General features: G+C 68.2%; 19 protein-coding genes. 5 read left to right on the top strand and 14 right to left on the bottom strand.

The window, feature by feature from the left end; all coding sequences use genetic code 11:
• Positions 1 to 251 precede the first annotated feature (251 nt).
• The 8 genes from OXM58_03285 to OXM58_03250 all read right to left on the bottom strand — a co-directional run bounded on the left by OXM58_03285 (position 252) and on the right by OXM58_03250 (position 11,249).
• Positions 252 to 1,157: a DUF4167 domain-containing protein gene (locus OXM58_03285; protein ID MDE0147371.1), complete on the bottom strand. Its 906-nt coding sequence runs from the start codon at positions 1,155 to 1,157 to the stop codon at positions 252 to 254.
• Positions 1,158 to 1,397: 240 nt separating this feature from the next.
• A complete protein-coding gene (gene prmC / locus OXM58_03280) occupies positions 1,398 to 2,285 on the bottom strand; it encodes a peptide chain release factor N(5)-glutamine methyltransferase (protein MDE0147370.1) in 888 nt (295 codons plus the stop codon).
• Positions 2,286 to 2,309: 24 nt separating this feature from the next.
• On the bottom strand, positions 2,310 to 3,407 hold the full coding sequence (gene prfA / locus OXM58_03275) for a peptide chain release factor 1 (GenBank protein ID MDE0147369.1): 1,098 nt from the start codon (positions 3,405 to 3,407) through the stop codon (positions 2,310 to 2,312).
• A 52-nt stretch (positions 3,408 to 3,459) separates the two neighbouring features.
• Positions 3,460 to 4,704 (bottom strand): histidine--tRNA ligase, encoded by a 1,245-nt coding sequence (gene hisS / locus OXM58_03270; GenBank protein MDE0147368.1) that lies wholly within the window; start codon positions 4,702 to 4,704, stop codon positions 3,460 to 3,462.
• Positions 4,705 to 4,785: 81 nt separating this feature from the next.
• Positions 4,786 to 5,910 carry a flavodoxin-dependent (E)-4-hydroxy-3-methylbut-2-enyl-diphosphate synthase gene (gene ispG / locus OXM58_03265; GenBank protein ID MDE0147367.1) on the bottom strand — a complete coding sequence of 375 codons (1,125 nt, stop codon included), beginning with the start codon at positions 5,908 to 5,910 and terminating at the stop codon, positions 4,786 to 4,788.
• Between the two features lie 149 nt (positions 5,911 to 6,059).
• Entirely contained in the window at positions 6,060 to 7,535 is a 1,476-nt protein-coding gene (locus OXM58_03260; protein MDE0147366.1) for a DUF4115 domain-containing protein, read from the bottom strand.
• A 47-nt stretch (positions 7,536 to 7,582) separates the two neighbouring features.
• A complete protein-coding gene (gene ptsP / locus OXM58_03255) occupies positions 7,583 to 9,931 on the bottom strand; it encodes a phosphoenolpyruvate--protein phosphotransferase (protein ID MDE0147365.1) in 2,349 nt (782 codons plus the stop codon).
• Positions 9,932 to 10,028: 97 nt separating this feature from the next.
• Entirely contained in the window at positions 10,029 to 11,249 is a 1,221-nt protein-coding gene (locus OXM58_03250) for an aspartate kinase (protein MDE0147364.1), read from the bottom strand.
• A gap of 121 nt (positions 11,250 to 11,370) precedes the next feature.
• Between OXM58_03250 and ubiG the strand changes: the two genes are divergently transcribed.
• On the top strand, positions 11,371 to 12,159 hold the full coding sequence (ubiG, locus tag OXM58_03245; GenBank protein ID MDE0147363.1) for a bifunctional 2-polyprenyl-6-hydroxyphenol methylase/3-demethylubiquinol 3-O-methyltransferase UbiG: 789 nt from the start codon (positions 11,371 to 11,373) through the stop codon (positions 12,157 to 12,159).
• A 537-nt stretch (positions 12,160 to 12,696) separates the two neighbouring features.
• On the opposite strand, the gene OXM58_03240 is transcribed toward ubiG, so the two are convergent.
• Together OXM58_03240 and OXM58_03235 are read right to left on the bottom strand one after the other, a co-directional pair.
• On the bottom strand, positions 12,697 to 16,008 hold the full coding sequence (locus OXM58_03240) for an efflux RND transporter permease subunit (GenBank protein ID MDE0147362.1): 3,312 nt from the start codon (positions 16,006 to 16,008) through the stop codon (positions 12,697 to 12,699).
• Between the two features lies 1 nt (position 16,009).
• Positions 16,010 to 17,017 (bottom strand): efflux RND transporter periplasmic adaptor subunit, encoded by a 1,008-nt coding sequence (locus OXM58_03235; protein MDE0147361.1) that lies wholly within the window; start codon positions 17,015 to 17,017, stop codon positions 16,010 to 16,012.
• 512 nt (positions 17,018 to 17,529) lie between these two features.
• Here OXM58_03235 and OXM58_03230 point away from each other — a divergent pair.
• The 4 genes from OXM58_03230 to dxs all read left to right on the top strand — a co-directional run bounded on the left by OXM58_03230 (position 17,530) and on the right by dxs (position 21,787).
• Positions 17,530 to 18,465: a histone deacetylase family protein gene (locus tag OXM58_03230; protein MDE0147360.1), complete on the top strand. Its 936-nt coding sequence runs from the start codon at positions 17,530 to 17,532 to the stop codon at positions 18,463 to 18,465.
• 156 nt (positions 18,466 to 18,621) lie between these two features.
• On the top strand, positions 18,622 to 18,870 hold the full coding sequence (locus OXM58_03225; protein MDE0147359.1) for an exodeoxyribonuclease VII small subunit: 249 nt from the start codon (positions 18,622 to 18,624) through the stop codon (positions 18,868 to 18,870).
• Between the two features lie 51 nt (positions 18,871 to 18,921).
• On the top strand, positions 18,922 to 19,824 hold the full coding sequence (locus tag OXM58_03220) for a polyprenyl synthetase family protein (GenBank protein MDE0147358.1): 903 nt from the start codon (positions 18,922 to 18,924) through the stop codon (positions 19,822 to 19,824).
• A 34-nt stretch (positions 19,825 to 19,858) separates the two neighbouring features.
• Entirely contained in the window at positions 19,859 to 21,787 is a 1,929-nt protein-coding gene (dxs, locus tag OXM58_03215) for a 1-deoxy-D-xylulose-5-phosphate synthase (GenBank protein MDE0147357.1), read from the top strand.
• 209 nt (positions 21,788 to 21,996) lie between these two features.
• Here dxs and OXM58_03210 read toward each other — a convergent pair whose 3' ends face one another.
• From OXM58_03210 to OXM58_03195, 4 genes are all read right to left on the bottom strand, one after another.
• Positions 21,997 to 24,021 (bottom strand): elongation factor G, encoded by a 2,025-nt coding sequence (locus OXM58_03210; GenBank protein MDE0147356.1) that lies wholly within the window; start codon positions 24,019 to 24,021, stop codon positions 21,997 to 21,999.
• A 174-nt stretch (positions 24,022 to 24,195) separates the two neighbouring features.
• On the bottom strand, positions 24,196 to 25,470 hold the full coding sequence (locus tag OXM58_03205) for a Rieske 2Fe-2S domain-containing protein (protein ID MDE0147355.1): 1,275 nt from the start codon (positions 25,468 to 25,470) through the stop codon (positions 24,196 to 24,198).
• A gap of 67 nt (positions 25,471 to 25,537) precedes the next feature.
• Entirely contained in the window at positions 25,538 to 25,828 is a 291-nt protein-coding gene (locus OXM58_03200) for a hypothetical protein (protein MDE0147354.1), read from the bottom strand.
• Positions 25,825 to 26,427, bottom strand: coding sequence for a TetR/AcrR family transcriptional regulator (locus tag OXM58_03195; GenBank protein ID MDE0147353.1), 603 nt, complete (start codon positions 26,425 to 26,427; stop codon positions 25,825 to 25,827). Before OXM58_03195 ends, OXM58_03200 begins: the two co-directional genes overlap by 4 nt.
• Positions 26,428 to 26,444 lie beyond the last annotated feature (17 nt).

The raw sequence follows: 26,444 nt of genomic DNA, 5'->3' as shown, positions 1-26,444 counted from the left end.
GGGTTTTAAAACACCTGGTTTGGCGCCGCCACCAAACCGCGCGCCTCCCCCCCCCCTCCCCCTAATTTCCCCCCGCCCCCCCCCGCCCCTGGCGGGGCTCCGGTCGAAATGACGGGGAAGGGATCGGCTCCGGCCGAAGGGGTCCGGGATAACGAAAGAATCTGCGGAAAGGTCCGTGAACCGGATTCGTATCCGCTAGATTTTTTGGAAACCGGAGCCGGCAAGATTACCGGCTCGGTGACAAACCCGCCTTAAACGGCCGCGTCTGCGACCGGCTCGGCCGGTGCCGTTTCCTCGGCCTCGGCCGCCGGCTTGCGGCGGCGTGCGCGCGGTTTCGGGGCCTCTTCGGCGGGTCCGTCCGTATCGGCGGTCGCCGCCGGGACGGCCGCCGCTTCGGCGTCGTTGCCGCTGGTCGGCGCTTCGCTCGCGGCTCCGTCCGCAACGGGTCCGGCCCCGGCCGCCACATCGCCGGCTGCCGTATCGCCGCCCGACTCGACGGCACCGGCGTCGCCGCGCGGCTTCTCGGGCCCGCCGCCCAGTATGCGGTGCAGCCCCTGATCCAGTGGCTCGTCGCCCGGAACCTCTTCACCGGCCCTGCCGGCGCTGCGCCGCCGCGGATCGGAATCCTGCCGCCGGGCGGTCTGGCGGCGGTCCCGGCCGCGCCGCTCGGCGTCGGCCCCGGCGCCCCGGTCCGCCGCGCCCGCGTCGTCGGAAGCGGCCGGCGGCTCTGCGCCGTCTTCCTGCCGGTCCCGGCCTCGGCGGTTGCGGTTGTCTCTCCGGTCCTGGTTCTGGCGATCCTGGGTCTGTAGCCCCTGGCTTTGGCCGCGCCCGCGCCCGTCCCCGCGTCCTTCGGGGGGCTGCGCGTCTTCCGTGTCGGCCAGATCGGGCTGGCGATCCTCGTCGCGAATCTGCGGCGGGTTGAGGGAGATCATCACGCGGTAATAATGGTCCGCATGCTGGTGATAGTTCTCCGCCATCACCCGGTCGCCGGCCGAGGTCGCATCGCGCGCCAGGGCCTGGTATTTCTCGTTCAGTTGGGCGGCGGTGCCGCGCAGGCGAACACTGGGCCCGTTGCTGTCGAACGATTGGTTGCGGCCCGGCCGCCGGTTCTGGTTGTTCCGGCTGCGACCGCGGCGCTGATTGCTGTTCTGTCTCATCCTGCCCTGAAGGGGTTTGCCCTTTTCCCGGCCGACCGACGCCTCCGGCGTCATCCGATTTCAGCGCGTCATCGGAACCTGCCCGAGGCCGCGCGAAAGCTGTGAAATTCCGGATCGTCGGCGTGTTCTGCAACGGACGCCCCTTGGCGTCCGGCCGTGCCCGTCACGATGCGGAAGCTGCTTCGCCCTTTATCTGCGCATCCCTGTTATCGGGAATCCGGTCGGGCGAATGCCAGATCGTCATAGCAGAGCGGTTTCCGCCGCGCCAACGCTATTTCGCCGCGGCTGTGCGACGAGAACCCGCGGCCGGCCGCCCAGGTCCGGAACCGTCTCCAGACAGTCCAGCCCGGCGGCGGAAAAAATCTCCCGAACGGCGGCGGCCTGCCCCTGCCCGAACTCCACCGCCGCCTTTCCCTCCGGCGCGAGGCGGGCGGCGATGGCGGGCGCCAACCGGCGAAAGGCGTCGAGGCCGTCGGGGCCGCCGTCCAGGGCGACGCGCGGATCGTGGTCGCGGACTTCCGGCTCCAGCCCGGCGATGTCCGCCGTCGGAATATAGGGCGGATTGCAGACGATGCGGTCGAACGGTCCCCCGAAACCGGCGAAGCCGTCGCCTTCGGCAAACCGGGCCCGTTCTGCCAGGCCCAGCGACCGGGCATTGCCCCGCGCGGTCTGGACGGCGGCGGCGCAAATGTCGGAACCCGAGCCGGCCGCGTTCGGCAACTCGGTCAGGAGGGACAGGAGCAGGCAGCCGGTTCCGACACCGATGTCGAACAGCGTGAGCGCCGCCGCGCGGTCGCCGGTATGGCGCAACACCGCCTCGACCAGGGTTTCGGAATCGGGCCGGGGGTCGAGCGTGGCCGCCGACAGCGCGAAGCGCAGGCCCCAGAATTCCCGCCGGCCGACCAGCCGCGACACCGGCATCCGCCGTTCCGCCCGCTTGCGCATCGCCGCGATCAGCCGGCCCTCGGCATCAGGCATCAGGGGCTTCGCCGGGTTGGCGCGCACGGCATCCGCGGACAGGCCGGCCGCATGGGCGACCAGCAGGACGGCATCGAGCCGCGCCGTGCCGATGCCGGCGGCCGCAAATTGCCGCTCCGCTTCGCGCACGGCCTGGCCCGCAGAGATCATGGTGTGCCGCCCTCCGCCTTCCGGTCAATCGGCTGCGGAAGCCTCTTCGCCGACCGCCGCCAGCCGTTCGGCTTCGTCATGGGCGGTGAGCGCGTCGACGATCTCGTCCAGGGCCTCGCCGGCCAGGACCTGGTCGATCTTGTAGAGCGTCAGGCCGATCCGGTGATCGGTCACGCGGCCCTGGGGAAAATTGTAGGTGCGAATCCGCTCGGACCGGTCGCCCGAGCCAACCTGGCTCTTGCGCGCCGCCGCCCGCTCTGCATGCCGGGCGGCCCGTTCCGCCTCATACAGGCGCGCGCGCAGGATTTTCAGCGCCTTGGCCCTGTTCTTGTGCTGGGATTTCTCGTCCTGGATGGCGACGACGATGCCGGTCGGGACATGGGTGATCCGCACGGCGCTGTCGGTCGTGTTGACCGACTGGCCGCCCGGCCCGCTGGAGCGGTAGATGTCGATGCGCAGGTCGCTGTCGGCGATCGCAATATCGACCTCTTCGGCTTCCGGCAGAACCGCGACGGTGGCGGCCGAGGTGTGAATGCGCCCGCTCGATTCGGTTTCCGGCACGCGCTGGACCCGGTGGACGCCGCTTTCGTATTTCAGGCGCGCGAACACGTTCCGGCCGGCGACCGTGGCCTGGACCTCCTTGATGCCGCCGATGCCGGTGTCGCTGGTCTGCAGCGCCTCCATCGACCAGCCGTGCTTTTCGGCGTAGCGCTGATACATGCGGTAGAGGTCTGCGGCGAACAGGGCGGCCTCGTCGCCGCCGGTGCCGGCGCGGATTTCCAGGATGGCATTCTTCGCGTCCGCTTCGTCCTTCGGCAGCAGCAGCCGTTGCAGGCGCAATTCCATGTCCGGGATGCCGGATTTCAGGTCGAGGAACTCGGCCTCCGCCATCTCCCGCATTTCGGCGTCGGTCTCCGGATCGGCGATCAGTTCGGCGAGGTCCGCCATTTCGGCCTGGGCCGCCTTCAGGGCGCGGATGCCGGCGACGACCGGTTCCAGATCGGCATATTCCTTGGACAGGCGGGCGAATTCCCCGGGGTCGCCGGCCGCGCCGGCAGCCATCTGCGCTTCGATTTCGCCATGGCGGTCGAGGACGGCATCGAGACTGGCGGCAAGGTTCATCGGTCGGTTTCCGGTGGCGGGGGCGGGGAAGCGGAAGAGTCCGTCGATCCCGCTACCGGAAAGGCGTGAGCGCCTCCGCCAGGGTATCGAGGGGCGCCCGGTCCTGTTCGCCGCTGTCGAGGTCGCGCACCGTCGCTGCGCCTTCCGCCAGCTCGTCGGTGCCGATCAGCACGGCGGCCCGGGCCCCGATCCGGTCGGCGCGCTTCATGCGCTTCTTCAGGTTGCCGTCGAACGCCATGTCGATCCGGTAGCCGGCGGCGCGCAGCCTTTCGGCGAGCGGAAGGGCCGCGGTTTCGGCCGCTTCCCCGATCGGCACCAGGGCCACGGGACGCGGCGCGGGCAGGTCGGCCTCGGCCAGCAGGGCCAGCCGCTCGATCCCCCCGGCCCAGCCGACCCCCGGCGCGTCCGGCCCGCCCATCCGGCCGATCAGGCCGTCGTAGCGCCCGCCGGCAATCACCGCGCCCTGGGCGCCCAGCGCCTCGGTCGTGAACTCGAAGGCGGAATGGCAGTAATAGTCGAGGCCGCGGACCAGCCGCTCGTTCAGCGTGTAGGCGATGCCGATCGCATCCAGCCCGGCCCTGACGGCGTCGAACCATGCGCGGGCGCCGTCGGTCAGCGAGTCGCCGAAGACCGGCGCGCCGGCCACAATTTCGCGGTCGCGGGGATTCTTGGAATCGAGGATGCGCAGCGGGTTGACATCCAGCCGGCGGCAGCTGTCCTCCGACAGGTCGTCCTTGAAGCGGGAGAGATAACCGACCAGCCGGTCGCGGTAGGCCGCCCGGCTTTCGGTATCGCCCAGCGTGTTCAACTCCAGGATCGTCCGGTCCCGCACTTCCAGCGCGTCCAGCACGGCGGCGCCGGCGGCGATCGTCTCGACGTCGCCCAGCGGATGGGCGACGCCGATCAGTTCGATGCCGATCTGGTGGAACTGGCGCTGCCGGCCCTTCTGCGGCCGTTCGTGGCGGAACATCGGGCCGGCGTAGAAATAGCGCAGCGGCACGCTCTGGTGCAGGCCGTTGGAAATGACGGCGCGGGCCACGCCGGCGGTATTTTCCGGCCTCAGGGTCACGCTATCGCCGCCCTTGGTCTCGAAGCTGTACATTTCCTTGGTGACGACATCCGAGGTTTCGCCCAGGGTCCGGGCGAACACCTCGGTCGCCTCGAAAACCGGCGTCGCCATCGCGTCGTAGCCATAGCGCCCCGCCACCGCGGCAGCCGTATCCACGACATGGCTGTGCCGGCGCATGGCGTCGGGCAGCAGATCGTGGGTTCCGCGAATCGGTTGCAGCTTGCTCATCGGGTGCTCTCGGGCAGGGCGCTGTTCCAGCCGTGGCGGCGCGGCCAAATGGCTGCGCCGGGCCGGTTGCGGCGGGCGCCGCTATTCCGCCGCCTGCTCCTGAAGCGCCGCCTGTTCGGCTTCGATCTCGGCAGCCTTGCGCTCGACCAGTTCGACAAGATGGTCGACCAGGTCGCCGTCGCGCATCACATGATGTTTCTCGCCGTTCAGATAGACCTGGTGGCCGCTCGCCCCGCCGGTCAGGCCGATATCGGTCTCCCGCGCCTCGCCCGGCCCGTTGACGACGCAGCCGATAACCGACAGCGACATCGGCGTGCCGATATGGGCCAGCCGCTCCTCCAGCCGCACCACCGTCGGAATGACCTGAAAATTCTGCCGGGCGCAGGACGGGCAGGAGATGACGTTCACCCCGCGGTGGCGCAGGCCGAGCGCCTTCAGGATCTCGAAACCGATCCTGATCTCCTCGACCGGGTCGGCGGACAGGGAGACGCGGATCGTATCGCCGATCCCGGCCCAGAGCAGCGAGCCCATGCCGATGCTGCTCTTGACCGTGCCGGTGGTCAGGCCGCCGGCTTCGGTGATGCCGAGATGCAGGGGATAGTCGCAGACGTCGGCAAGCAGCTGGTAGGCCGCCACGGCGAGAAACACGTCGGACGCCTTGCAGCTGATCTTGAACTCGAAGAAATCGTTGTCCTCGAGGATGGCGATATGGCGCTGGGCCGATTCCAGCATCGCCTCGGGGCAGGGCTCGCCGTATTTCTCGAGCAGGTCGCGCTCCAGCGATCCGGCATTGACTCCGATGCGCATCGAGCAGCCGTGATCCTTGGCTGCCTTTATGACCTCGCGGACCCGCTCCTCCTTGCCGATATTTCCGGGATTGATGCGCAGGCAGGCGGCGCCGGACTGGGCCGCCTCGATCGCCCGTTTGTAGTGGAAGTGGATATCCGCCACGATCGGCGCCTCGGCGCCGCGCACGATCTCCTTCAGCGCCGCGGTCGACTCCTCGTCGGGGCAAGACACCCGGACGATATCCGCGCCGGCCTCTTCGAGCTCGCGGATTTGCGCCAGCGTCGCCTTCACGTCCGTCGTCGGCGTGTTGGTCATCGACTGGACGGCGATCGGCGCGTCGCCGCCGACCGGCACGGCGCCGACATGGATCTTGCGGCTCTTGCGCCGGTAGATATCGCGATAGGGCCGGACGCTCATCGGCAGGCACCGCACTGATTCGGACGAAGGGAACGGTTCAACAGAACGGCGCGCAGGCCGCGGTGCATTGCACAATCCCTGCAACGACTTAAGCGCTGGCGCGGCCTCTGGCAACCGCGCCCGGTTCCGGGCGGGCAAGAATTATCGGCTCATCCGTCCGGTTTCAGCTTCGCCGGATCGAGGGACAGGCTGTAGGCCGGGCCCGGAGACTCGCCGGCCAGGCCCGCCGGTTCGCCGCTGACCAGATATTCGAGCTGGTTGGCGCGGCCGACATCGAGCACCAGGCCCGGATCGTCTGGCACCGCGACGACGTTGCCCTTCTTCATGATGCCTTCGACCAGCACTTGGCGGGTCTGCGGATGGCGCACCCGGACCCAGACGAGGCCCAGCGCCCTCAGAACGACGGGCCCGCCCGCCGCCGCGGTCTGTTCTTCGGAGGCCCCGCCTTCGGCATTTCCATCTTCGGCATTTCCATCTTCGGCACTTCCGTCTTCGGTATCCGCACCCTCGGCATTTCCGCCTTCATCATTTCCGGCTTCGGCATTTTCGGGAGCGGCCGGCTCGCCGCCCGATCCGGGCGCGGACGCATCGCGGGCCGCGACCGCATCGGCAGACAGCGCGAGCCGGGCCGGATCGAGGGACAGGTTGTGGCGAACCGTCGCCGCCGGACCGGCCAGACCGGCGGACCGGCCGCCGATCAGATATTCCAGCTGGCTGGCGCGGCCGACGTCGAGCACCAGGCCGGGTTCGTCGGGCACCGTCACCTGATTGCCCTCTTTCAGAATCCCTTCCGCGATCACCCGGCCGGTTTCCGGATGGCGCACCCGGATCCAGACGAGACCCCGCGCCCTGAGAACGATTGGGAGAACGATCGGCCGGTCGGCGAGCTCGATTTCCGGCTCGGGAGCCGCGTTCCGATCCGCGTCGGAAGCGTCGGGCCGGTCGGCCGCGCCGGTTTCCGGATTTTCCGGTAAGGCCGCGGTTTCGCCGTCTTGCGCGCTCGCCCCGCCTTCTTCCGTCCCGTCTTCTTCCGCCGGATATTCTTCCGGGTTCCGCTCCGGCGGGGAGGATTGAGGCGGCCCGGTCTCGCTATCCCGGCCCGGTGCAACGGCGCCGCCGCCGGCGTCCGCCGCCGCGACGTCGCCGGGCGGCGCCGGCTGTATCTGCGGGATTTCGACCGCCGCCGCGGGCTTGCGGGCGTCGGCCGTGCGGTAATACCAGGCGACATACGCAGCGCCTGCAATGGCCAGCGAGACGAGCAGCAGTGCGCCGCCGGAAAAGCGGCCCCGTTCGACCGGCTTCAGCCAGGTGTAATCCTGTCTGACCGAAGACTTGCCCGCTTCCTCCCGGAACTGGCGGGCCAGCTTCCCGGGATCGAGGCCGACATAGGTGGCATAGCTGCGCACGAAGCCCAGGGTGTAGGGCAAGGCCGGCAGCGCTGCATGATCGTCCCGCTCCAGGCTCTTCAGATAATCGGCCCGGATTTTCAGGTCGGACGCAGCGGTTTCAAGGGGCACGCCCAGGCGCTCGCGCGCATCGCGCAAGTCGGTGCCGACCCGAAAAGCGTTCGCCCCGACCGCCGGCCCGTCGAAGGTAAGGTCATCGGGATGCGTCTGCTGTTCCATTTCGCCCTTTTGCCCGATGCCCCCGGCCAGCAGGACAGCTATCGGGTTCAGCGCTGGTCGATGACGACGTCGTGATCCCTTGCATAGCCGGCAAGCCGGTTGCGCAGCGAATGTTCTCCGGCGCCGATCAGCCGGCCGACAAAATCCTCCAGCGTGCCGATGTCCACGCTGCGGACCATCGCCTTGACCGGGCCAATCGCCGCCGCCGACATCGACAGCCGCCGGACGCCGAGACCGATCAGCGTCATCGCCTCCAGCGGCACGCCCGCCATTTCACCGCACACGGTCAGCGGCACGCCGGCGCCGCCCCGGGCCGCGCGGCAATGATCCACAATCTGCCGCACCATCGCAAGGAATGCCGGAGACAATGAATCGTACCGGCCGGAAAGGCGCGGATTGCCCCGGTCGCTGGCGAACATGAACTGCAGCAGGTCGTTGCTGCCGAGCGAGACGAAATCGGCCCGCTCGACCAGCGCCGGCAACTGCCAGACCAGGGCCGGCACTTCGAGCATCACGCCGACCGACAGGCTGTCCGGCATCAGGTTGCCGGATTTCCCGGCCCGCTCCAGCTCCATATCCACCAGGCCGCGCGCCGTTTCGAATTCCGCCAGGTCGGCGACCATCGGAAACATCAGATGCAGCGGCTGTCCGGCCGCCGCCCGGATCATGGCGCGCAGCTGGTGGCGCAGGATGGCCGGCCGGTCGAGGCCGATCCGGATGGCGCGCCAGCCCATTGCGGGGTTGTCGTCCTTCGGATCGCGCAGATAGGGCAGCACCTTGTCGCCGCCGATATCCAGCGTGCGGAAAACCACGGGCGCGCCCTCTGCCGCCGCCAGGACGCGCATGTAGATTTCCGCCTGCTCGCCGACATCCGGGAAGTCCTGGCGCACCATGAACGGGATTTCGGTGCGGTACAGGCCGACGCCGTCGACCCCGTGAGCGGAAAAGTCGTTCAGTTCGACCAGCAGCCCCGCATTCTGGTTGAGGGAAATTCGCACACCGTCCCGGCTCACCGGCTCGACATCGTGCAGCGCGTCATAGAGCGCCCGGCGCTTGGCCCGGTCGCGGACGCTGGTTTCGAACAGGGCGCGGACATTCTCCGTCGGCCGCACGAACACCTGGGCATTGTCGGCGTCGAGAATCACCGGATCGCCCGCCTCGACCCGGCTGAGGCAGCCTGCGACCCGGCCGACGACGGGAATATCCATCGCACGGGCCATGATGGCCGCATGGGCGGTCGGCGAACCCTCCTCCAGGACGATGCCGGACAGGCGGTCCGGATCGTAATCCAGCAGTTCGGCCGGGCCCAGATCCCGGGCGAACACGATCATCCGTTCGGCGTCCGGCATGCCGGGCGCGGCCGGTGCGTCGCTGGAGGCCGACAGATGCTGGAGCAGGCGATTGCCCAGATCGTCGAAATCGGCCATCCGCGCGCGCAGATAGGGATCCTGGATCGACGCCATGCGGGCACTGGTCGCCTCCTGGACCTTGGCGACCGCGGCTTCGGCGGTCAGGCCCTCGCCGATCGCCTCGCGGATGCGATGCAGCCAGCCCCTGTCCTCGGCGATCAGGCGGTAGGTCTCGAGGATCTCCCGGCTCTCGGACCCGCTTTCCAGCCGGTCGTCGGTCAGCATGACGTCGAGCGCATCGTACATCGACGACAGGGCGGCCTTGAGCCGCTCCAGTTCGAGTTCGGGATCTTCCGCCACGACGTTGACGATGGACGGGCGGTCGCGATGCACGACCGCTTCGCCGGTCGCCGGCCCGCCGTGCAGCTTCAGCCCGGTCAGCCGCAGCGGCAGCAGCGCAATGCCGTCGGCCTCGCGCAGTTCGTCCAGGCTGACCAGATCGCCCGACCCGACCATCTCGGCCACGACCATGGCCACGGTCTGGAGCGTCTCGACCTCTTCGTCCGTATAATGGCGCCGGGTGCGGTTCTGGACGGCCAGCACGCCGACGACGCGGCTGTTGCGCAATACCGGCACGCCCATCATCGAATGGTAGATTTCCTCGCCGGTTTCCGGCCGGTAGGCGAAACCGGGATGGGTCTGGGCGTCGGAGAGCGCAATCGGCCGGGCGCGCGCGGCGACGTCGCCGATCACGCCTTCGCCGATGCGCAGGCGGGTCTTGTGCACCGCCGTCTTGTTCAGGCCCTCGGTGGCGTAGAGTTCCAGCACGTCGCCGGCGCGCCGCAGATAAAGCGAACACACCTCGGCGACCATGTTGGCCGCGATCAGGGAGACGATCCGGTCGAGACGCTCCTGGCCGGAGATCGTCCGGGCGCCGGCCATGACATTGCGGATACGCCGCAGCAGCCGCCGGATATCCGACAGCCCGCCGGCCGGCAGCCGCGGCGCCGCGCCTATGCTGTCGGACGGTCCGGGCAGTTCGGTCATGGCGGTTGCGCTCCCTTGTCCCGCTCCGTTCGCCGGCTCCTTCCGCGTCCGGCCCGTGTCCGGCAACGGTTCCCGCGGAAAGGGCGGGGCGGCCGGCCTACTCTGCGTCGAGGCCGTAAGCCGAATGCAGGGCGCGCAGCGCCAGTTCGGTATATTCCTCGGCGATCAGGACGCTCACCTTGATCTCGGACGTCGAAATCACCTGAATGTTGATACCCTTTTCGGCCAGGGTCCTGAACATCCGCTGGGCCACGCCCGCATGGCTGCGCATACCGACGCCGATGACCGACACCTTGACCACATTCGCGTCGTGATCGAGCCTCGCGTAGCCGATCGCATCGCGCGACCGCTTGATGGCGTCGATGGCGCGCTGATGGTCGCCTTCCGGCACGGTGAAGGTGATGTCCGTCCGTTCGCCGTCCTCCGACACATTCTGGACGATCATATCGACATTGATCATGGCGTCGGCAAGAGGCCCGAAGATGGCGGCGGCGACGCCCGGCTTGTCGGCGACCCGCGCGACGGTGATCTTGGCTTCGTCGCGGCTGTAGGCGATGCCGCTGATGATTTCCTGTTCCACGATCTCGTCCTCGTCCACGACCAGCGTCCCCGGCACGTCCTCGAAGGAGGACCGCACCTGGATGCGCACATGGTGCTTCATGCCCATTTCGACGGCCCGGGTCTGCAGCACCTTGGCGCCCTGGGACGCGCTTTCCAGCATTTCCTCGTAGGTGATGCGCTCCAGCTTGCGCGCCCTGGCCACGATGCGCGGATCGCAGGTGTAAACGCCGTCCACATCGGTAAAGATATCGCAGCGGTCGGCGTTCAGCGCCGCGGCGAGGGCAACCGCCGTCGTATCCGAGCCGCCGCGGCCCATCGTGGTGATGCGGCCGTCCGGCGAAACGCCCTGGAAGCCCGGTACGACGGCAACGCACCCCCGGCGCAGATCGGCCTCGAGCGCAGCGGTCTCTATGGTCTGGATGCGCGCCTTGGTATAGGCGCCGTCGGTGCGGATCGGCAACTGCCAGCTGGTCCAGGACCGCGCCGCGATCCCCATTTCCTGAAGGACGATCGCCAGCAGGCCGATCGTGACCTGTTCGCCGGCGGAGACGACCACGTCATACTCGCAGGGATCGGCTTCGGGAGAGGCCTCCCGGGCCCAGGCAACGAGCTGGTCCGTGGCCCCGGCCATCGCGGACAGGACGACCGCCACCTCGTTGCCGGCCGCCGCCTCGCGCTGCACCCGCGAGGCGACATGGCGGATGCGCTCCAGGTCGCCGACGGAGGTGCCGCCGAATTTCTGAACGATGCGCGCCATCGGAATTCCTGTAACAGGGCGGACGGAACGGGCGGCTGCCGGCCATTTGCCGCCGGCGGTTTTCCGCCGGCCGGGCGCGCCATACATATGGAAGCGTCAGGACTTGGGCAACCGGGGCGGCATGACCGACGCACCGCAAGATCGCCGCAGCGCTGCGGCGCCGGAGGCCGGCACCGCCGGTGCCACGGTCGATCCGGCAGAGGTCGCCCGCTTCGCCGCCATGGCCGGGGAGTGGTGGGATCCGCGCGGCAAATTTGCGCCGCTGCACCGTATGAACCCGGCCCGGCTTCGCCTGATCCGCGACGCGATCTGCCGCAATTTCGGCCGCGACCCGGCCGGCGCACGGCCGTTCGACGGCCTGGACATCGTCGATCTCGGCTGCGGCGGCGGCCTGATCTGCGAGCCGATGGCGCGGCTCGGCGCCACGGTTACCGGGATCGATGCGGGCGAAGAGGCTGTCGAGGTCGCGCGGACCCACGCCGGCCAGTCGGGTCTGGCGATCGACTACCGGCACGGCACGGCGGAAGCGCTGGCCGACGCCGGCGAAGCGTTCGACGTCGTGCTCAATCTGGAAGTGGTCGAGCATGTGTCGGACGTTGCCGCCTTCATGGCCGCCGCCGGCGCCCTGGTGAAGCCGGGGGGCCTCCAGATCGTCGCCACGCTCAACCGCACGCTGCGGTCGATGGCGCTCGGCGTCGTGGCGGCGGAATACGTCCTGCGCTGGGTGCCGCCCGGCACCCACGATTGGCGCAAGTTCCTCAGGCCGTCGGAAATCGCGGCCCATCTCCGGGCAGCCGGCCTGACCGTCGAAAGCGTCACCGGCCTCGTCTACGACCCGCTGACCGACAGCTGGCGCGAGAGCGGCGACCTCGGCGTCAACTACACGATGGTGGCGCAGAGGGCCGCGTGACCGGCGAGGCGCGGCCCCGCATGCCGATCCTCGCCGGCCCGAACGGCGCGGGGAAGACGGCGTTTTCCGGGACACTGCCGGAGGGGGAGGAACGGACATTCCGGTTTCCGAACGCCGACTTCGAAGCCCCGCGCCTGTCGCCATCCGACTATTCGGTAGAGAATTGAAAGGAATCGCGTCGGGTAGAAAAATTTAACTAATTGTAGACCGGAAGGAAATATTTTTAGAAATTATGTCGTATTTGTATAGGAAAAAGCGTTGACGACAGACAAAAAACCGGAAGTATTTCCAAATAAATCTGAACGACTTCTACGAAGTACTGTCAGAAAGGCACTTCGACAGCACTATCGGTCCGGAGAATATGTTGTATATTACAATAAAGGGAAAATCTATCGTATAAACAAACCCGGCACTAAAGGCACCGTCATTTCGCCCGCCAGATCGGAAACCGCCTGATCGTCGCTGAAGTCGCGCCGGCCGGCGGATCAAAGTTCCTGACCGGCTGGCGCCCGGTATCGAGAACGAAGACGGCCCGGTTCACTCCGCCGGTGCAGGCGCCGCGCCCGTGGGCGCCGCCGCAACTTTGGGCCGGAAGGTGCCGACGACGAGCGCCAGGAGCGGCGGGATGATCAGCAGGGTCAGCACCGCCGACAGCGCCAGCCCGCCGAGCACGACCGAGCCGAGCCCGCGATAGAGTTCCGAGCCGGCGCCGGGGAAGATAACGAGCGGCGCCATGCCGATCACGCTGGTCATGGTCGACATGAAGATCGGCCGCATCCGGTGGCGGGTCGCCACGAGGATGGCGCTCCGCGGCTCCATGCCGTGGTCGCGGGCGAGGCGGAGCGTCCCGTCGACCAGCAGGATCGCATTGTTGACCACCGTGCCGATCAGGATGACGAAGCCAAGGAGCGTCAGCATGTCGAGCGGCTGGCGCACATACTCGTTGAGCAGGGCGAGGCCGAGGATGCCGCCGGCGGTCGCCAGCGGCACCGAGAAGATGATGATGAAGGGATAGAGGAAGCTCTCGAACAGGATCGCCATCACCAGATAGACGATGACGACCGCCATCAGAAGCTGCCAGACCATGGCGTTCCACGTCCGGGTCAACTGGTCGGCTTCGCCCGACAGGTTGATCTTCACGCCTTCCGGAAGCCCCCTTTTCTCGAGCTCCGGAATAACCTTCTGTTGCAGGATATCCATCGCGGCTTCGAGAGCGATCGCCTTGGTCGGGCTGATCTCCAGCGTGACCGTGCGGTTGCGCTCGGTATGGCGGATCTCGGTCGCGCCGGATGTGACCTCGACTCGCGCCAGGGAGCGGACCGGCACGATCTTGCCGGACGACGTCACGACCGGGATGCTCTCGATCCCCTGGGTCGTCCGGATGGCGCGCTTCGGCCCGGTCAGCGTCAAATCGGTGCGCCGGCCGCCGATCGTCACTTCGGCGACGCGCAACCCGTCGTTAAAGGCGTCAATGGTCGCCGCCAGCTCGCGCGCGTTGACCCCGGCTTCGTCGAGCCGGGTCCGGTCGGGAACCACCTTGACCTCCGGCGCGCCGAGGCTGAGGCCGGGCCGCGGCCGGATCTGAGTCCCCCCGCTGCGCGGCAGGAAGTTGTTGATGATGAAGAACGCCTGCTGCGCGACCTCCAGGTTCCGGCCGAGATCCGGCCCGGAAATGTCGAAATTGATCACCCGGCCGCCGCCGATGCCGCGGCCGAACAGCGAGGGCTGGAAGGTCCGGCCGAAGGTGCCGGGCTCCTTGCGCAGGGTTTTCTGGATGATCGGGATCAGCTCGCCCGCCCGCGTCGGGTCGACGGCCGCCGCGCCGACGACGGTCAGCGAGTTGCGCGCCACGAAGAAGAAGCGCGAAATCTGCGGCGGTCCCCTGGGCGCCGCCGTCTCCTCGCCCAGCCCGAGCGTCGCCATCACCCGCTCGGGCAGGTTCGGCGGTTCGATCGTCTTGCCGCGGACGACCCCTTCGCCCTTCGCGAGATAGGATTCCAGATCCGCCTCGACGCTGCGCGCGATGCCGGTGACCGTATCGAGATTGTAGCCCGGCGGCGGCAGCGAGAGGGCGATGACCAGATTGCGGTTGCCGGTCGGCAGATATTCCAGCTTCGGCAACAGTTTCCAGGTCGCGAAGGCCGCGCCGCCGGTGATCGTCACGGCCACCAGAAACGCCAGGATGCGGTAGGAAACGACCAGCGCGGTGAACTTCAGGACAAGCCAGGCGAACAGCCGGGCCAGATGATCGATGCCGGGGAGGGGAAGGCGGTAGGGCGCCCGGTCCGCCGACTGCCCTGCCGCCTGGGCCGCCGCCGCTCCCCGCCGCCTGCGCGCCGCCCCCCGGGTCGGCAGCAGCCAGTTGGCGAGCGCCGGGATCAGAGTGACGGCGACCAGCAGCGACAGGATGACCGAAACCGAAATGGCGACCGCGATGTCGCGGAACAGCTGGCCGACCTCGAGCTCCAGCACGAGAATGGGAATGAACACCATCACCGTGGTCAGGGCCGACACCAGGACGGCGCCCCAGACCTGGCTCGCCCCTTCGTAGGCGGCCTGGCGGATCGGTTTGCCCTGTTCCTTCAGGCGGTAGATGTTCTCCAGCACGACGATCGCCGCATCGACCACCATGCCGACGGCGAACGCGATGCCGGCCAGCGAAATGACGTTGATCGAGCGGCCGAGCGCGGCCATGGCGACGAAAGAGCCGATGACCGATACCGGAATCGCCAGCGAGATCACCAGCGTCGCCCGCGGCGAGCGCAGGAAGAGCAGCAGGATCAGCGCCGCCAGCAGGCCGCCGACCCAGATATTCTGCGTGACCAGCGCGATGGCGGAATGGATGTAGTCGGTCTCGTCGTAGACCTGGTCGGCATGCAGCCCGGCCGGATGCAAGACTTTCCGGTTGAGTTCGGCCACCCTGGCGCGAACCCGGCCCATCACCTCGATGACATTGGCGCCGGTATCGCGCAGCACGTTGAAGACGAGGGCGGGCCGGCCGCTCGCCCGGATGCTCGCCGTCGGATCCTTGTAGCCGAAGCGAACGTCCGCGATGTCGCCGAGCGTCACCCGGGCGACCCGGCCGGAGGCGCTGTCCTCGACGGTGCGCAGCAGGACGCGCCGCGCCGCGTTCGCTGCGGTCAGCTCGCCTTCGAAGCGGACGACATAGCGCCGCTTGCCCTCGTTCACCTCGCCGGCCGACAGGGCGATGTTGGCGCGCTGCAGGGCGGTGACTACCGCAGGGATCGTCAGGCCGTATTGCGCCATTTCGGCGGGCTTTACGACAATCCGCAATTCCTTGGCGGCGCCGCCGTAGAAATTTGTGCCGGAAACGCCCTCGAGACGCTCCATACGTTCGACGACGAAATCCTCGATGAAATCGCCGTAGGTGTGGATCGGCCGGTTGTTGCCTTCGCGCCGGGTGATGACGAACCAGGCAATCGGATTGTCTTCCGAGCCCCGGGTCGAGATCTGCGGCCGCTGGGCTTCGTCCGGATAGCCGTTCACCCGGTCGAGCCGGTTGGCGACCAGCAGGATCGCGCGGTCCATATTCTGGCCGATCTGGAATTCCAGCGTGATCCGCGACCGGCCGGTCTCCGCGCTGGAGACGATACGCTCGACCCCTTCGACCCCCTTGAGCACGTCTTCCTGCCGGTTCAGGATTTCGCGCTCGACTTCGGCCGGTGCGGCGCCGGGCCATCGCGTCGTGATCGTCAGGTTGGGTTTGCGGACGTCAGGCGTGAGCTGGATCGGGATCTGCTGCAGCGCGACGAAGCCGAACATGACGACCATCAGGACGGCGGCGATGACCGCAACCGGCCGATCCAGGGCTATCCGGATCAGGTTCACTTCAGTGCGCCGGTTTCCGTTCCGGAGTGTCGGAGTCGCCGGTCCGGCGCTGCGCCGCGGCGCCGAGCAGCGGACGGTGCCGCACCGGCTGGCCCGGCCGCAGCCGTTCGTTGCCGCGGACGACGGCGATGTCGCCGGGCGCCAGACCGGCGCGCACGACAAACCGCGACCCGATCGCCTCGCCGAGCCTGACCGGGCGCGGCACGGCGCGGCCGCCCTTCACCAGGAAGACCAGGCGGGTCGCGCCGCGGTTCACGATCGCGTCCTTGTGGACCGAAACCACGGTGCGCGTGGCGCCGATCGGCACGTCCACGGTGACCGCCTGGTTGATGGAGTAATGGACGGCCGGAGAATTGCCGAGCGGCTTGAACCGCACCGCCTGGGTCCGGGTCAGGGCGTTCTGCATCGGCAGCAAGGCGCGCACCCGCGCCCTGAGGGGCACGCCGCCGGCGCGCGCCGAGAAGGAGACGACCCTGCCGGGGCGCAGGCCGCTCAGGCGATCGGCCGGAACGTCAGCCTCGATCTCGACTTCAGTATCGTTGACCAGTTCGACGACGGCGGATCCGTCCTTGAGATAGGCGCCCAGTTCGGTCGCCTTGCGCACGACGACGCCGTCATAGGGCGCCGTCACCACCGCCTTTTCGATCGCGAGCCGGGCGAGTCGGACATTGGCGCGGGCGCGGGCCAGGCGGTGCACCGCCAGATCGTAGCGCGACCGGGCGAAGGCGGCGGACTTGTTGCTGCGCAGCGCCTCGAAGCGCTCAAGTTCCCGCTCCGCCAGCTTCAGTTCGGCGGTCTCGAAGGCCAGGCGCGCCTCCGCCGTTCGGATGTCCTGCCGTGCGAGGATCCGGCCTTTCTTCACATGCTGGCCGACCGCGACATCGATTGAAACGACGGCGCCGGAAACCCGGGCGGCGACCACGCCCTTGCGGGTGGCCACGATGCGCCCGATCACCGGCTCGGTGCGGGTCAGCGGCCCCTTGCGGACCTGATCGACGCCGACGAACATCGGCGGGCGCCCGCCCTTCCGGGCGCCGCCGCCCGCGCCGGGCCCGGCGCCTCCGCCGGCCCGGCGGCGTTTCTCCTGCGCGTTCCGGTTACCGGGTTTGGCGCCCGGCTTGCCGCGAGCATCGCCCGGCGGCTGGCCCTGTTGCCGGCGCCGCTGCCAATCCTGCTGCGATCCCTGTTGCCGGCCCTGGGGCTCCGTTCTGGCTTCGGCTCCGGCGGTCCTGATTTCCGGCGCCGCGGCGGCGACGCAAAGCAGCGCCGTTGCCGCCGCGAGCAACGGACGCGCCGCACGTGACCTGCGCGTTCTGACCGCCGAACTCAAGGCCCGGTTCCGTTCTCCTTCCCCGGCGTCTGCCGCCGGCCACAAGCCCGTGGCGACGCCCTGTTGCGGCATGATATGGTGCAAAGGAACCACCGATCCACCGGAAACTTCCCGCGACCGGCTGCCCAACCTGCATGCCCTGAGGGCGCAGAACCGCCGTCGCAGGGCTGTTCCAAACCTGCCGGGAGCCTGTGACTACAGCCATTTACGCCCACCCGGCCTGCCAGGATCACCGGCCCGGCCGGCATCATCCCGAGCGGCCGTCGCGGATCGCCGCCGTGCTCGACGGCCTGGAGCAGGCGGGCATCGCCGGCCTCGAACCGCGCGACGCCCCGGGGATCGATCCCGCGCTGCTGGAACTGGTGCATCCGTCCGCGCTGGTCGACCATGTGCTGGCCCCGATGGGGCACGACGAGCGCCGCTGGATCGACGGCGATACGGTGATGAGCGCCGGCTCGGCGGAGGCGGCGCTGCGGGCCGCCGGGGCGGTTTGCGATGCCATCGATTCGGTGATGGCCGGCGACGTCGACAACGCCTTCTGCGCGGTGCGGCCGCCCGGCCATCATGCGGAACCGGGCCGGGCGATGGGTTTCTGCCTGTTCAACAATGTCGCCGTCGGCGCCCTCTACGCCCGCGAGACATACGGGCTGGGGCGCATTGCGGCGGTCGATTTCGATGTCCATCACGGTAACGGAACGCAGGCCGCCTTCGAATCCGACGGCGACCTGTTCTATGCCTCGACCCATCAATGGCCGCTCTACCCCGGCACCGGCGCGGCCGGCGAGACCGGGGTCGGCAACATCTGCAACGTTCCGTTGGCGCCGGGCAGCGGTTCGCGCGCATTCCGGCGCGCGATGTCGGAGACCGTTCTTCCGGCGCTGGAAGCGTTTCGGCCGGACATGATCCTGCTCAGCGCCGGTTTCGACGCCCACAACGACGATCCGCTGGCCGGGCTGGAATTCCGCACCGAAGACTATGGCTGGGTGACGGCGCAGCTCGTCCGGATCGCCGAAGGGTTGTGCGGCGGCCGGATGGTCTCGGCGCTGGAAGGCGGCTACGACCTGCAGGCGCTGGCCGAAAGCGTGGTTGCCCATGTCGGGGCGCTGGCCGGCGCCGACCCGGCCTGAACGCCGCCGCCAATCCCCCTGTCGGAACAGCCCCACCGGAACAGCCCCACCGGAACAGCCCCACCGGAACAGATTGTCGCAGTTTCGATTGCGTGGGACTTCGGAATGTGAATAATGACTCATATCGGATTCCATAAGAACGGGACAGAGCCATCCATGTCCGACGGTCGGGCACCGGACATTGCCGCTCTCAGCTTTGAGGACGCGCTTGCCGAACTGGAGAAGATCGTCCGCGATCTGGAGACCGGGCAGGCGAAGCTGGACGATGCGATCGCCGCCTACGAACGCGGCGCAGCCCTGAAGAGGCATTGCGAGGCCAAACTGCGCGACGCCCAGGCAAAGGTTGACAGGATCGTGACCGGGCCGGACGGACAGAACCGGCTGGAACCCGCCGAACTGGACTGACCGCCCCGGCCTTCCGCCAGGGCAGATATCCAGCCGCGCCACAGAACGCCCATGACCGACGACCCCCGGCTGACAGCGGCGATGACCGAAATCGCCGACCGGCTCGAAGAGACCCTGACGGCCCTGCTGCCCCGGGGCGGTGGGCCGGAAGCGCGGGTGTTCCAGGCCATGGCCTACGCCACCCTGGACGGCGGCAAGCGCCTTCGGCCCTTCCTGGCGGTCGAGACCGCCCGGCTGTTCGGCGTGCCGGACAGCCGCAGCCTGCGCGCCGGCGCGGCGATCGAATTCGTACACTGCTATTCCCTGGTCCATGACGACCTGCCGGCGATGGACGACGACGACCTGCGCCGCGGCCGGCCGTCGAACCATGTCGAATTTGACGAGGCGACGGCGATCCTGGCCGGCGACGCCCTGCAAACCCTGGCCTTCGAGGTGCTGGCCGATCCCGCGACCCATCCCGACGGCGACGTGCGGGCCGGCCTGGTCGCGGCGCTGGCCGATGCGGCCGGCGCCCGGGGCATGGTCGGCGGCCAGATGTTCGATATTGCCGCCGAGACGGCCGGCGGCGGCCTCACGCTGGAACAGATCGTCCGCCTGCAACGCATGAAGACCGGCCGCCTGTTCGACGTGTCCTGCCAGTCCGGCGCGCTCCTGGGCGGGGCGAACGAGGCGGACAGGGCTGCGCTGGCCGCCTATACCGAGGCGTTGGGGCTTGCCTTCCAGATCGCCGACGACATCCTGGACGAGACCGGCGATGCGGTCGAAATCGGCAAGCAGGTCGGCAAGGACGCCCGCGCCGGAAAAGCGACCTTCATTTCGATCCTGGGGCTTGAGGCCGCGCGGGAACGGGCCAATATTCTGGCGTTACAGGCTGTTACGGCGCTGGAATGCTTCGGAGAACGCGCCGGCCTTCTGCGGGATGCGGCGCAGTTTGCCGTAGGCCGGCGCACCTGACCGGGACCCTCCAGAAAACGAGAGACGGTTCGATATGTCCGAGAAAAGCAAGACGCCACTGCTCGACACGATCAAATCGCCCGCCGATCTGCGCAAGCTCGATGTCAAGGAGTTGCGCCAGTTCGCCGACGAATTGCGGACCGAAACGGTCGAGGCCGTATCCGTTACCGGAGGCCATCTCGGCGCCGGGCTCGGCGTCGTCGAGCTGACGACGGCGATCCACTATCTGTTCGAGACGCCGGAGGACATCCTGATCTGGGATGTCGGCCACCAGTGCTATCCCCACAAGATCCTCACCGAACGGCGCGACCGGATCCGCACGATCCGCCAGGGCGGCGGCCTCTACGGCTTTACCAAACGAACGGAAAGCGTCTACGACCCGTTCGGCGCCGCGCACAGCTCGACCTCGATTTCCGCCGGCCTGGGTTTCGCGGTGTCGGGCGAGCTTCAGAAAAAGGAGGGCCGCCACGTCATTGCAGTGATCGGCGACGGCGCCATGAGCGCCGGCATGGCCTATGAGGCGATGAACAACGCGGCGGTCACGGGCGCGCGCCTGATCGTCATTCTGAACGACAACGACATGTCGATCGCGCCGCCGGTGGGCGGGCTGTCGGCCTATCTCAGCCGGCTGATCTCCTCGCGCAGCTTCCGGTCGGTACGGCAACTCACGATGATGCTGGCCGAGAAGTTCCCGCGCCAGATCGAGCGCGCGGCCCAGCGGGCGGAGGAATATGCCCGCGGCTTCCTGACCGGCGGCACCCTGTTCGAGGAACTGGGCCTCTACTATGTCGGCCCGATCGACGGGCACAATCTGGACCACCTGATCCCGGTTCTGAAAAACGTCCGCGACGATCCGCAGGGCGGCCCGATCCTGATTCACTGCGTCACCAAGAAGGGCAAGGGCTACGAGCCGGCCGAGTCCTCCGCCGACCGGTATCACGGCGTCGGCAAGTTCGATGTCGTCACCGGCGAGCTTTACAAGCCGCCGTCGAACGCGCCGAACTACACCAAGGTCTTCGCCAACGCCCTGATCAAGGAGGCGGAGAAGGACGACAGGATCGTGGCCATCACGGCGGCCATGCCGTCGGGTACCGGGGTCGACCTGTTCGGCAAGGCGTTTCCGGACCGGACCTTCGACGTCGGCATCGCCGAACAGCATGCGGTGACCTTCGCCGGCGGCCTCGCCGCCGACGGCATGAAGCCGTTCTGCGCGATCTATTCGACCTTCCTCCAGCGCGGCTACGACCAGATCGTCCACGATGTGGCGATCCAGAAACTGCCGGTGCGCTTCGCCATGGACCGGGCCGGCCAGGTCGGCGCCGACGGGCAGACCCACGCGGGCTCGTTCGATGTCGCCTATCTCGGCTGCCTGCCCGGCTTCGTGCTGATGGCCTGCTCGGACGAATCCGAACTGGTCCACATGGTGGCGACCGCCGTCGCCATCGACGACCGGCCCTGCGGCTTCCGCTATCCGCGCGGCGAGGGCATCGGCATGGAGATGCCGGAGGAAGGCGTGCCCCTGGAGATTGGCAAGGGCCGGATCGTGCGCGAGGGCAATGCGGTCGCCATCCTGTCCTACGGCCAGCGGCTGCAGGATTCGCTGGCGGCGGCGGACGAGCTGGCGGCGCGCGGCTGGAGCACGACGGTGGCCGACGCGCGCTTCGCCAAGCCGCTGGACGAAGACCTGATCCGCCGCCTCGCCGGCGAGCACGAAGTGCTCATCACCGTCGAGGAGGGCTCGATCGGCGGCTTCGGCAGCTTCGTCGGCCAGTTCATGAGCCATGACGGCCTGCTCGACCGCGGCACGCTCAAATTCCGCCCGATGGTCCAGGCCGACCGCTTCTTCGACCAGGACAAGCCGGAGAAGCAGGTCGAAGCCGCCGGCCTCAGCGCGCGCCACATCCTGCACACCGCGCTCACCGCCCTCGGCGCGGACGCCGGGGATGTGGAGCTGACGGCGTAGGGCGGATAGCTTGAGCCGCTCCGGCCTTTACAGACGAGTGTCCGTTTCAACCGGAACCGTAGCTGCGGTCGCGGCACGCCATCCAAAGCACATCGGACGATTTCCCGGGACGCCGATCCAGGCGGCACGACCGTAGGGGAGGGTTTCAAACCCTCCCCTACAGCCGGAACCGAATTGCGCTGTCCTGTCCGATTGCTCCGTCGCGCCCGTCAGCCCGCGTCTTCGCTGTAGGCCTGGACGACCTGGTCGGCGAGGCGGCCGGTCAGTTCCTGGAGATAGTCGAAGGCGTATTCGAAGGTGCCGACGCCCTGGGTCAGCGAGCGCAGCTCGATGATCAGGTCCTGCAGTTCGGCCTGGGGCAGCTTGGCGCTGATCTCGTCCCAGTTGTTCCAGCCCGCCTTCGAATCGAAGCCGAGGATCTGGCCGCGCCGGCCGCTGATCAGGCCCTGGATGTTCGACGTGAAGTGGGACGGCGCGGAAATCTTCACGTCGTAGATCGGCTCGAGCAGGACAGGCCGCGCCTTCGGCATCCCTTCGCGCATGGCGAGCGATCCGGCGGTCTTGAAGGCCTGGTCGGAACTGTCGACCGAATGATACTGGCCGTCGGTCAGCGTCACCGAAACGTCGACCACCGGAAAGCCGAGCGGCCCGGACGACATATACTCCTTCACGCCGGCCTCGACCGCCGGAATATACTGGCGCGGCACCCGGCCGCCGACGATCGTATCCTGGAACTCGAAGCCCGCGCCGCGGGGCAGCGGCTTGATATCCACATGCACGTCGCCGAACTGGCCGTGACCGCCCGACTGCTTCTTGTGCCGGGCGTGCTGGGAGACCGGCTGCTTGATGGTTTCTTTGTAGGCGACCTTCGGCCGCCGGCCCGCCACCGTCAGATTGTATTTGCTCTTGAGCCGGCCGATCGCGACCTTGAGGTGGATCTCGCCCTGGCCGGCCAGCACCAGCTCGCGGGTATCCTGGTTGTGTTCGAGGATGAGCGAAGGGTCTTCCTCCGCCATGCGGCCCATGGCGCCGGTCAGCTTGACCTCGTCCTCGCGTTTTTCCGCCTCGACGGCGAGCGCGAACAGCGACATGGCCGGCGGCGGCCACAGGGTATCCGGCGCGCCGCCGCCATCGACCAGGGTCTCGCCTGTCCTGACGGCCTCCATCCGGCCGAGCGCGACGACGTCGCCCGTGCCGGCCCGGGAAACCTTCTCCTGGTCGTAGCCGTTCAGCCGGTTCATGCCGCTGACCCGGTTGCCGTTCAGGCTCATGCCGTCCTTGATCTCGCCGTCGAGGACGCGGGCGATCGAGAGCTTGCCGGTGTGGGGCATGTAGAGCGTCTTGAAGACGGTTGCGCCGTTGCCGCTCCAATCGCCCAGTTCCAGCCGCTCGCGGACCGACGCCACGCCGGGCGCCTCGTGGCGCAGCACCTTGAGCAGCCGCCGGATGCCGGCGTCGTACTGGGCCGAGCCGATGAACACAGGCACGATGCTGTCCGACCGCAGGGTCGCGGTCAGGTAGCCATAGACCTCTTCCTTGGGCGGAATGGCGTCCTCAAGCAACTGCTCCAGCAGGCCGTCGTCGAAATCCGCCAGGGATTCGAGCATTTCCTGCCGCGCCAGCGCGCCGTCGTCCTCCATGTCGGACGGGACCTGGATCAGCTTCGATTCGCTGCCTGCCTGATATTCGTAGGCCCGTTCGCTCGCCAGATCGACATAGCCGGTGATCGCCTCGCCGTTGGCGATCGGCACATGGCGCAGCACCAGCGGCTTGTCCGAGGCGCCCTGCAGGGCCTCCATCATCTCCGGGACGGTGGTCCCGGCCATATGGTCGATCTTGTTGAGGAACAGGCAGTGCGGAATCTCGTGATCGTCGAGGAATTTGAGGACCGGCGCGGTCATCATCGCCTTGTCGACCGAGGGTTCGCAGACCACCACGGCAATGTCGGCGACCATCAGCGCATGGCGCGTGTCCTGCTGGAATTCCACCGAGCCGGGACAGTCCAGGACGGTCCAGTGATCGCCGAGATAGTCGAAATTCGCGACGTTGATCTCGGTGCTCATTTCCCGTTCGCGGGATTCCGGCGAGGCGTCGCCGACCGTATTGCCCGCGGGCACGCTCCCCTTGCGCTGGATCCGGCCGGCCGCCATCAGCATGGCTTCCAGAAGGGTCGTCTTGCCGCTCAGATAGGGTCCGACAAGCGCCACGCATCTCGGGTCGGTGGTTCCGGCCATGCCATGCTTCTCCCTGGGTCTGTTCTTTTCTGTCGGGACGACGCGCGCCGCCCCATTTTTGGTGAGGGCGCAAAGTGGCAAGACGGCAAACGCGAAGCAAGTGTTTTGGCGATTGCGGTTCCGGACAGACCTTCTGCCGCCGGTCGGCCGTCGCGTGCGTCGGCTGCGGCGACTCTATTGAAGACCACTTGCCTCCAGCGCCGGCGGCGCATCGGGGAGAGGCGGCGTGGAAGCCGTCGCCGGAGCCATGTAGTCCAGGACATTGCGCTGGAAGACTTCCAGAGGCGCCTCGGCGCCCGCGCCGGCGGCCAGGCGGCCGACCCGGTACATCGGCGAGTGCAGCGAGCGCTGCATCTTCTCGCAGACCCACACGTCTTCCCAATGGAAGTCGCCGGTCTCCAGCGGATGGCGGTCGAGGCTGGAGAGCCGGAAAACTCCGCTGGACGGGTCGTAGCCGGGTGCGTCCTCTACATTGTCCCGGTCGAACCATTTCGGCCAGGCCGCGCTCTTGCGCCGCCAGACACGCGCAGACAAGCGGGTGACGTCGGCCGCCACGCCCTCCAGCCTGGAAACGGTCAATTCGGTCGGCGTCGCGGTCACGATCGTGTTCGGGAACAGCAGAAACACACCGCCATACTCGCCTGAACCGGCGCCTTCGATGACGTGCGCGCCCCCGCCGCCGGCAGCCTTGGCGACCGTCTCCGGCAGGCAGGTCTTGCGGCCGGTTTCGGTCGAGTACCAGACGAGATGGCGGCCGTGGACATCCCAGACGTTGCGGTCGGCACGGGGCCCGCCGAGGGTTTCGCGGTGCAGATAGGCGAGGTGATAACCGTCGATGGCGTTCTCGACGAACACCTTCCAGTTGCAGTTCATCTCCCAGGTCATCTCCGGTCCGGCGCTCATCCGCTCGAACCGGTGCGGCCAGACCGCCCGGTCCAGGTCGCCGCGCCAGTCGGCAAAGTCGGCGCCGGGATCGGGATGAACGAAGACGAGGCCGCCCAATTCGCCGACCGCCGCGGGAAGGAGCGAAAATTCCGCGGCATCCAGGCCGGCGAAGCACTGCGCCTGCATGGGTACGGCGCGCAGGGCGCCGTCGAGGCCGTAGGTCCACCGATGGTACGGGCACACGATGCGCGACCGGTCCAGCCTTCCGGCGCCTTCGAGCAGTTCCGTTCCGCGATGGCGGCAGAGATTGTGAAAGGCGCGCAACGTCCCGCACGCGTCGCGCAGGACGGCCAGCGGAAAGTCCCCGGCCGCGACCGTCGCGTAGGCGCCCGGCGCCGCAAGGTCGGCGGCGGCCCCCGCACAGGTCCAGCTTCGTCCGAACAGGTCGCGGCGCTCCCGCGCGAACCACGCCGGGCTCGTGTAGGCCTCGCGCGGCAATTGCTGGGCCGGCCGGTCCGGCATCGCATGCCCGGCGCGGGCTGGACCGCTGGCAACAATATTCATGGCGCACTCCCCGTCCATCGATACGGTCCTGCCCGCCGCATGGCGCGGTCGCCCGGCCCGGCCTGCGTCAGGCGAAGCGCCAGACCAGATCCGCATACAGCGTCCAGAGGCCGAACCCGGCCCACATCGCGGTGATCGCCCAGTACAGGATCGGGTTGCGCGCCCTCGAGATCGGTTCGACGAGGAACGCATCGCCCGACCGGAGACCGGCGGCGACCCAGTAGAGAAAGAGCAGCCCCCACGGCCAGTACCACTCGAGCAACGTTGCCGCCGCCAGCGCCAGCAGCACGGCGGCGGTCAGCGGTTTCGATCCCGGCAGACCGGGCATCCGGCGCCGCAGGACGGCGAACGCCATCATTCGTCCCTCGCCGGGCCGGAGAGGCCGGACAGGCCGGACAGAAAGGTCCGGCAGGCGAGCGCCGCAGCCTGGCGCGGCGCAACGGCGCCATCGCGCACCGAGGTCCAGGCGGTGTAGATCAGGGAATCGATGACCAGCACCGCCCAGTCGACCGGGACGTCCGCGGCCACCGCGCCGTCGCGCGCCATCCAGCGCACCATCTCTTCGACGCCGCGAATTTGACGGGCATAGGCCGTTCTGACTTCCTCGCTGGCGGCGCCCTGTGCCGTCACGGCCAGGAAATGATAGCGGTCCCCGAGGGGAACGACGGCGTCGAAGACCGCGCGGAGATAATCGGCGCTGGCCATGTTCGCATGGTCGATCGCGCTCACGGCCGCATCGGTTTCCCGGATCGCCAGGAGGCCGATGGCATCGATGAGGCTTTGCCGGCCCGGAAAATGCCGGTGAAGGGTGGCGCGGCTCACGCCTGCGGTATCGGCGATTGCCGACATGCCGGCGTCCGGGTTGCCGGCAAGTGTGGCGATGGCGGCATCGACGATAGCGGAGCGGGTCGACGGCCTGCGCGGCCGGTGCGGAGATTGAACGACGTCGGAATTCACGGGAACTGGCTCGATTT

The organism is Rhodospirillaceae bacterium, assembly GCA_028819475.1.
GTDB lineage: Bacteria > Pseudomonadota > Alphaproteobacteria > Bin65 > Bin65 > Bin65.
The sequence above is the reverse complement of the archived record's forward strand: the minus strand, read 5'-3'. Positions and strand labels throughout refer to the sequence as shown.

Coding starts and splice junctions, on each gene's coding strand:
- OXM58_03285 (MDE0147371.1), bottom strand. CDS start 1,157: ATGAGACAGAACAGCAATCAGCGCCGCGGTCGCAGCCGGAACAACCAG.
- prmC (MDE0147370.1), bottom strand. CDS start 2,285: ATGATCTCTGCGGGCCAGGCCGTGCGCGAAGCGGAGCGGCAATTTGCG.
- prfA (MDE0147369.1), bottom strand. CDS start 3,407: ATGAACCTTGCCGCCAGTCTCGATGCCGTCCTCGACCGCCATGGCGAA.
- hisS (MDE0147368.1), bottom strand. CDS start 4,704: ATGAGCAAGCTGCAACCGATTCGCGGAACCCACGATCTGCTGCCCGAC.
- ispG (MDE0147367.1), bottom strand. CDS start 5,910: ATGAGCGTCCGGCCCTATCGCGATATCTACCGGCGCAAGAGCCGCAAG.
- OXM58_03260 (MDE0147366.1), bottom strand. CDS start 7,535: ATGGAACAGCAGACGCATCCCGATGACCTTACCTTCGACGGGCCGGCG.
- ptsP (MDE0147365.1), bottom strand. CDS start 9,931: ATGACCGAACTGCCCGGACCGTCCGACAGCATAGGCGCGGCGCCGCGG.
- OXM58_03250 (MDE0147364.1), bottom strand. CDS start 11,249: ATGGCGCGCATCGTTCAGAAATTCGGCGGCACCTCCGTCGGCGACCTG.
- ubiG (MDE0147363.1), top strand. CDS start 11,371: ATGACCGACGCACCGCAAGATCGCCGCAGCGCTGCGGCGCCGGAGGCC.
- OXM58_03235 (MDE0147361.1), bottom strand. CDS start 17,017: ATGTTCGTCGGCGTCGATCAGGTCCGCAAGGGGCCGCTGACCCGCACC.
- OXM58_03225 (MDE0147359.1), top strand. CDS start 18,622: ATGTCCGACGGTCGGGCACCGGACATTGCCGCTCTCAGCTTTGAGGAC.
- OXM58_03220 (MDE0147358.1), top strand. CDS start 18,922: ATGACCGACGACCCCCGGCTGACAGCGGCGATGACCGAAATCGCCGAC.
- dxs (MDE0147357.1), top strand. CDS start 19,859: ATGTCCGAGAAAAGCAAGACGCCACTGCTCGACACGATCAAATCGCCC.
- OXM58_03210 (MDE0147356.1), bottom strand. CDS start 24,021: ATGGCCGGAACCACCGACCCGAGATGCGTGGCGCTTGTCGGACCCTAT.
- OXM58_03205 (MDE0147355.1), bottom strand. CDS start 25,470: ATGAATATTGTTGCCAGCGGTCCAGCCCGCGCCGGGCATGCGATGCCG.
- OXM58_03200 (MDE0147354.1), bottom strand. CDS start 25,828: ATGATGGCGTTCGCCGTCCTGCGGCGCCGGATGCCCGGTCTGCCGGGA.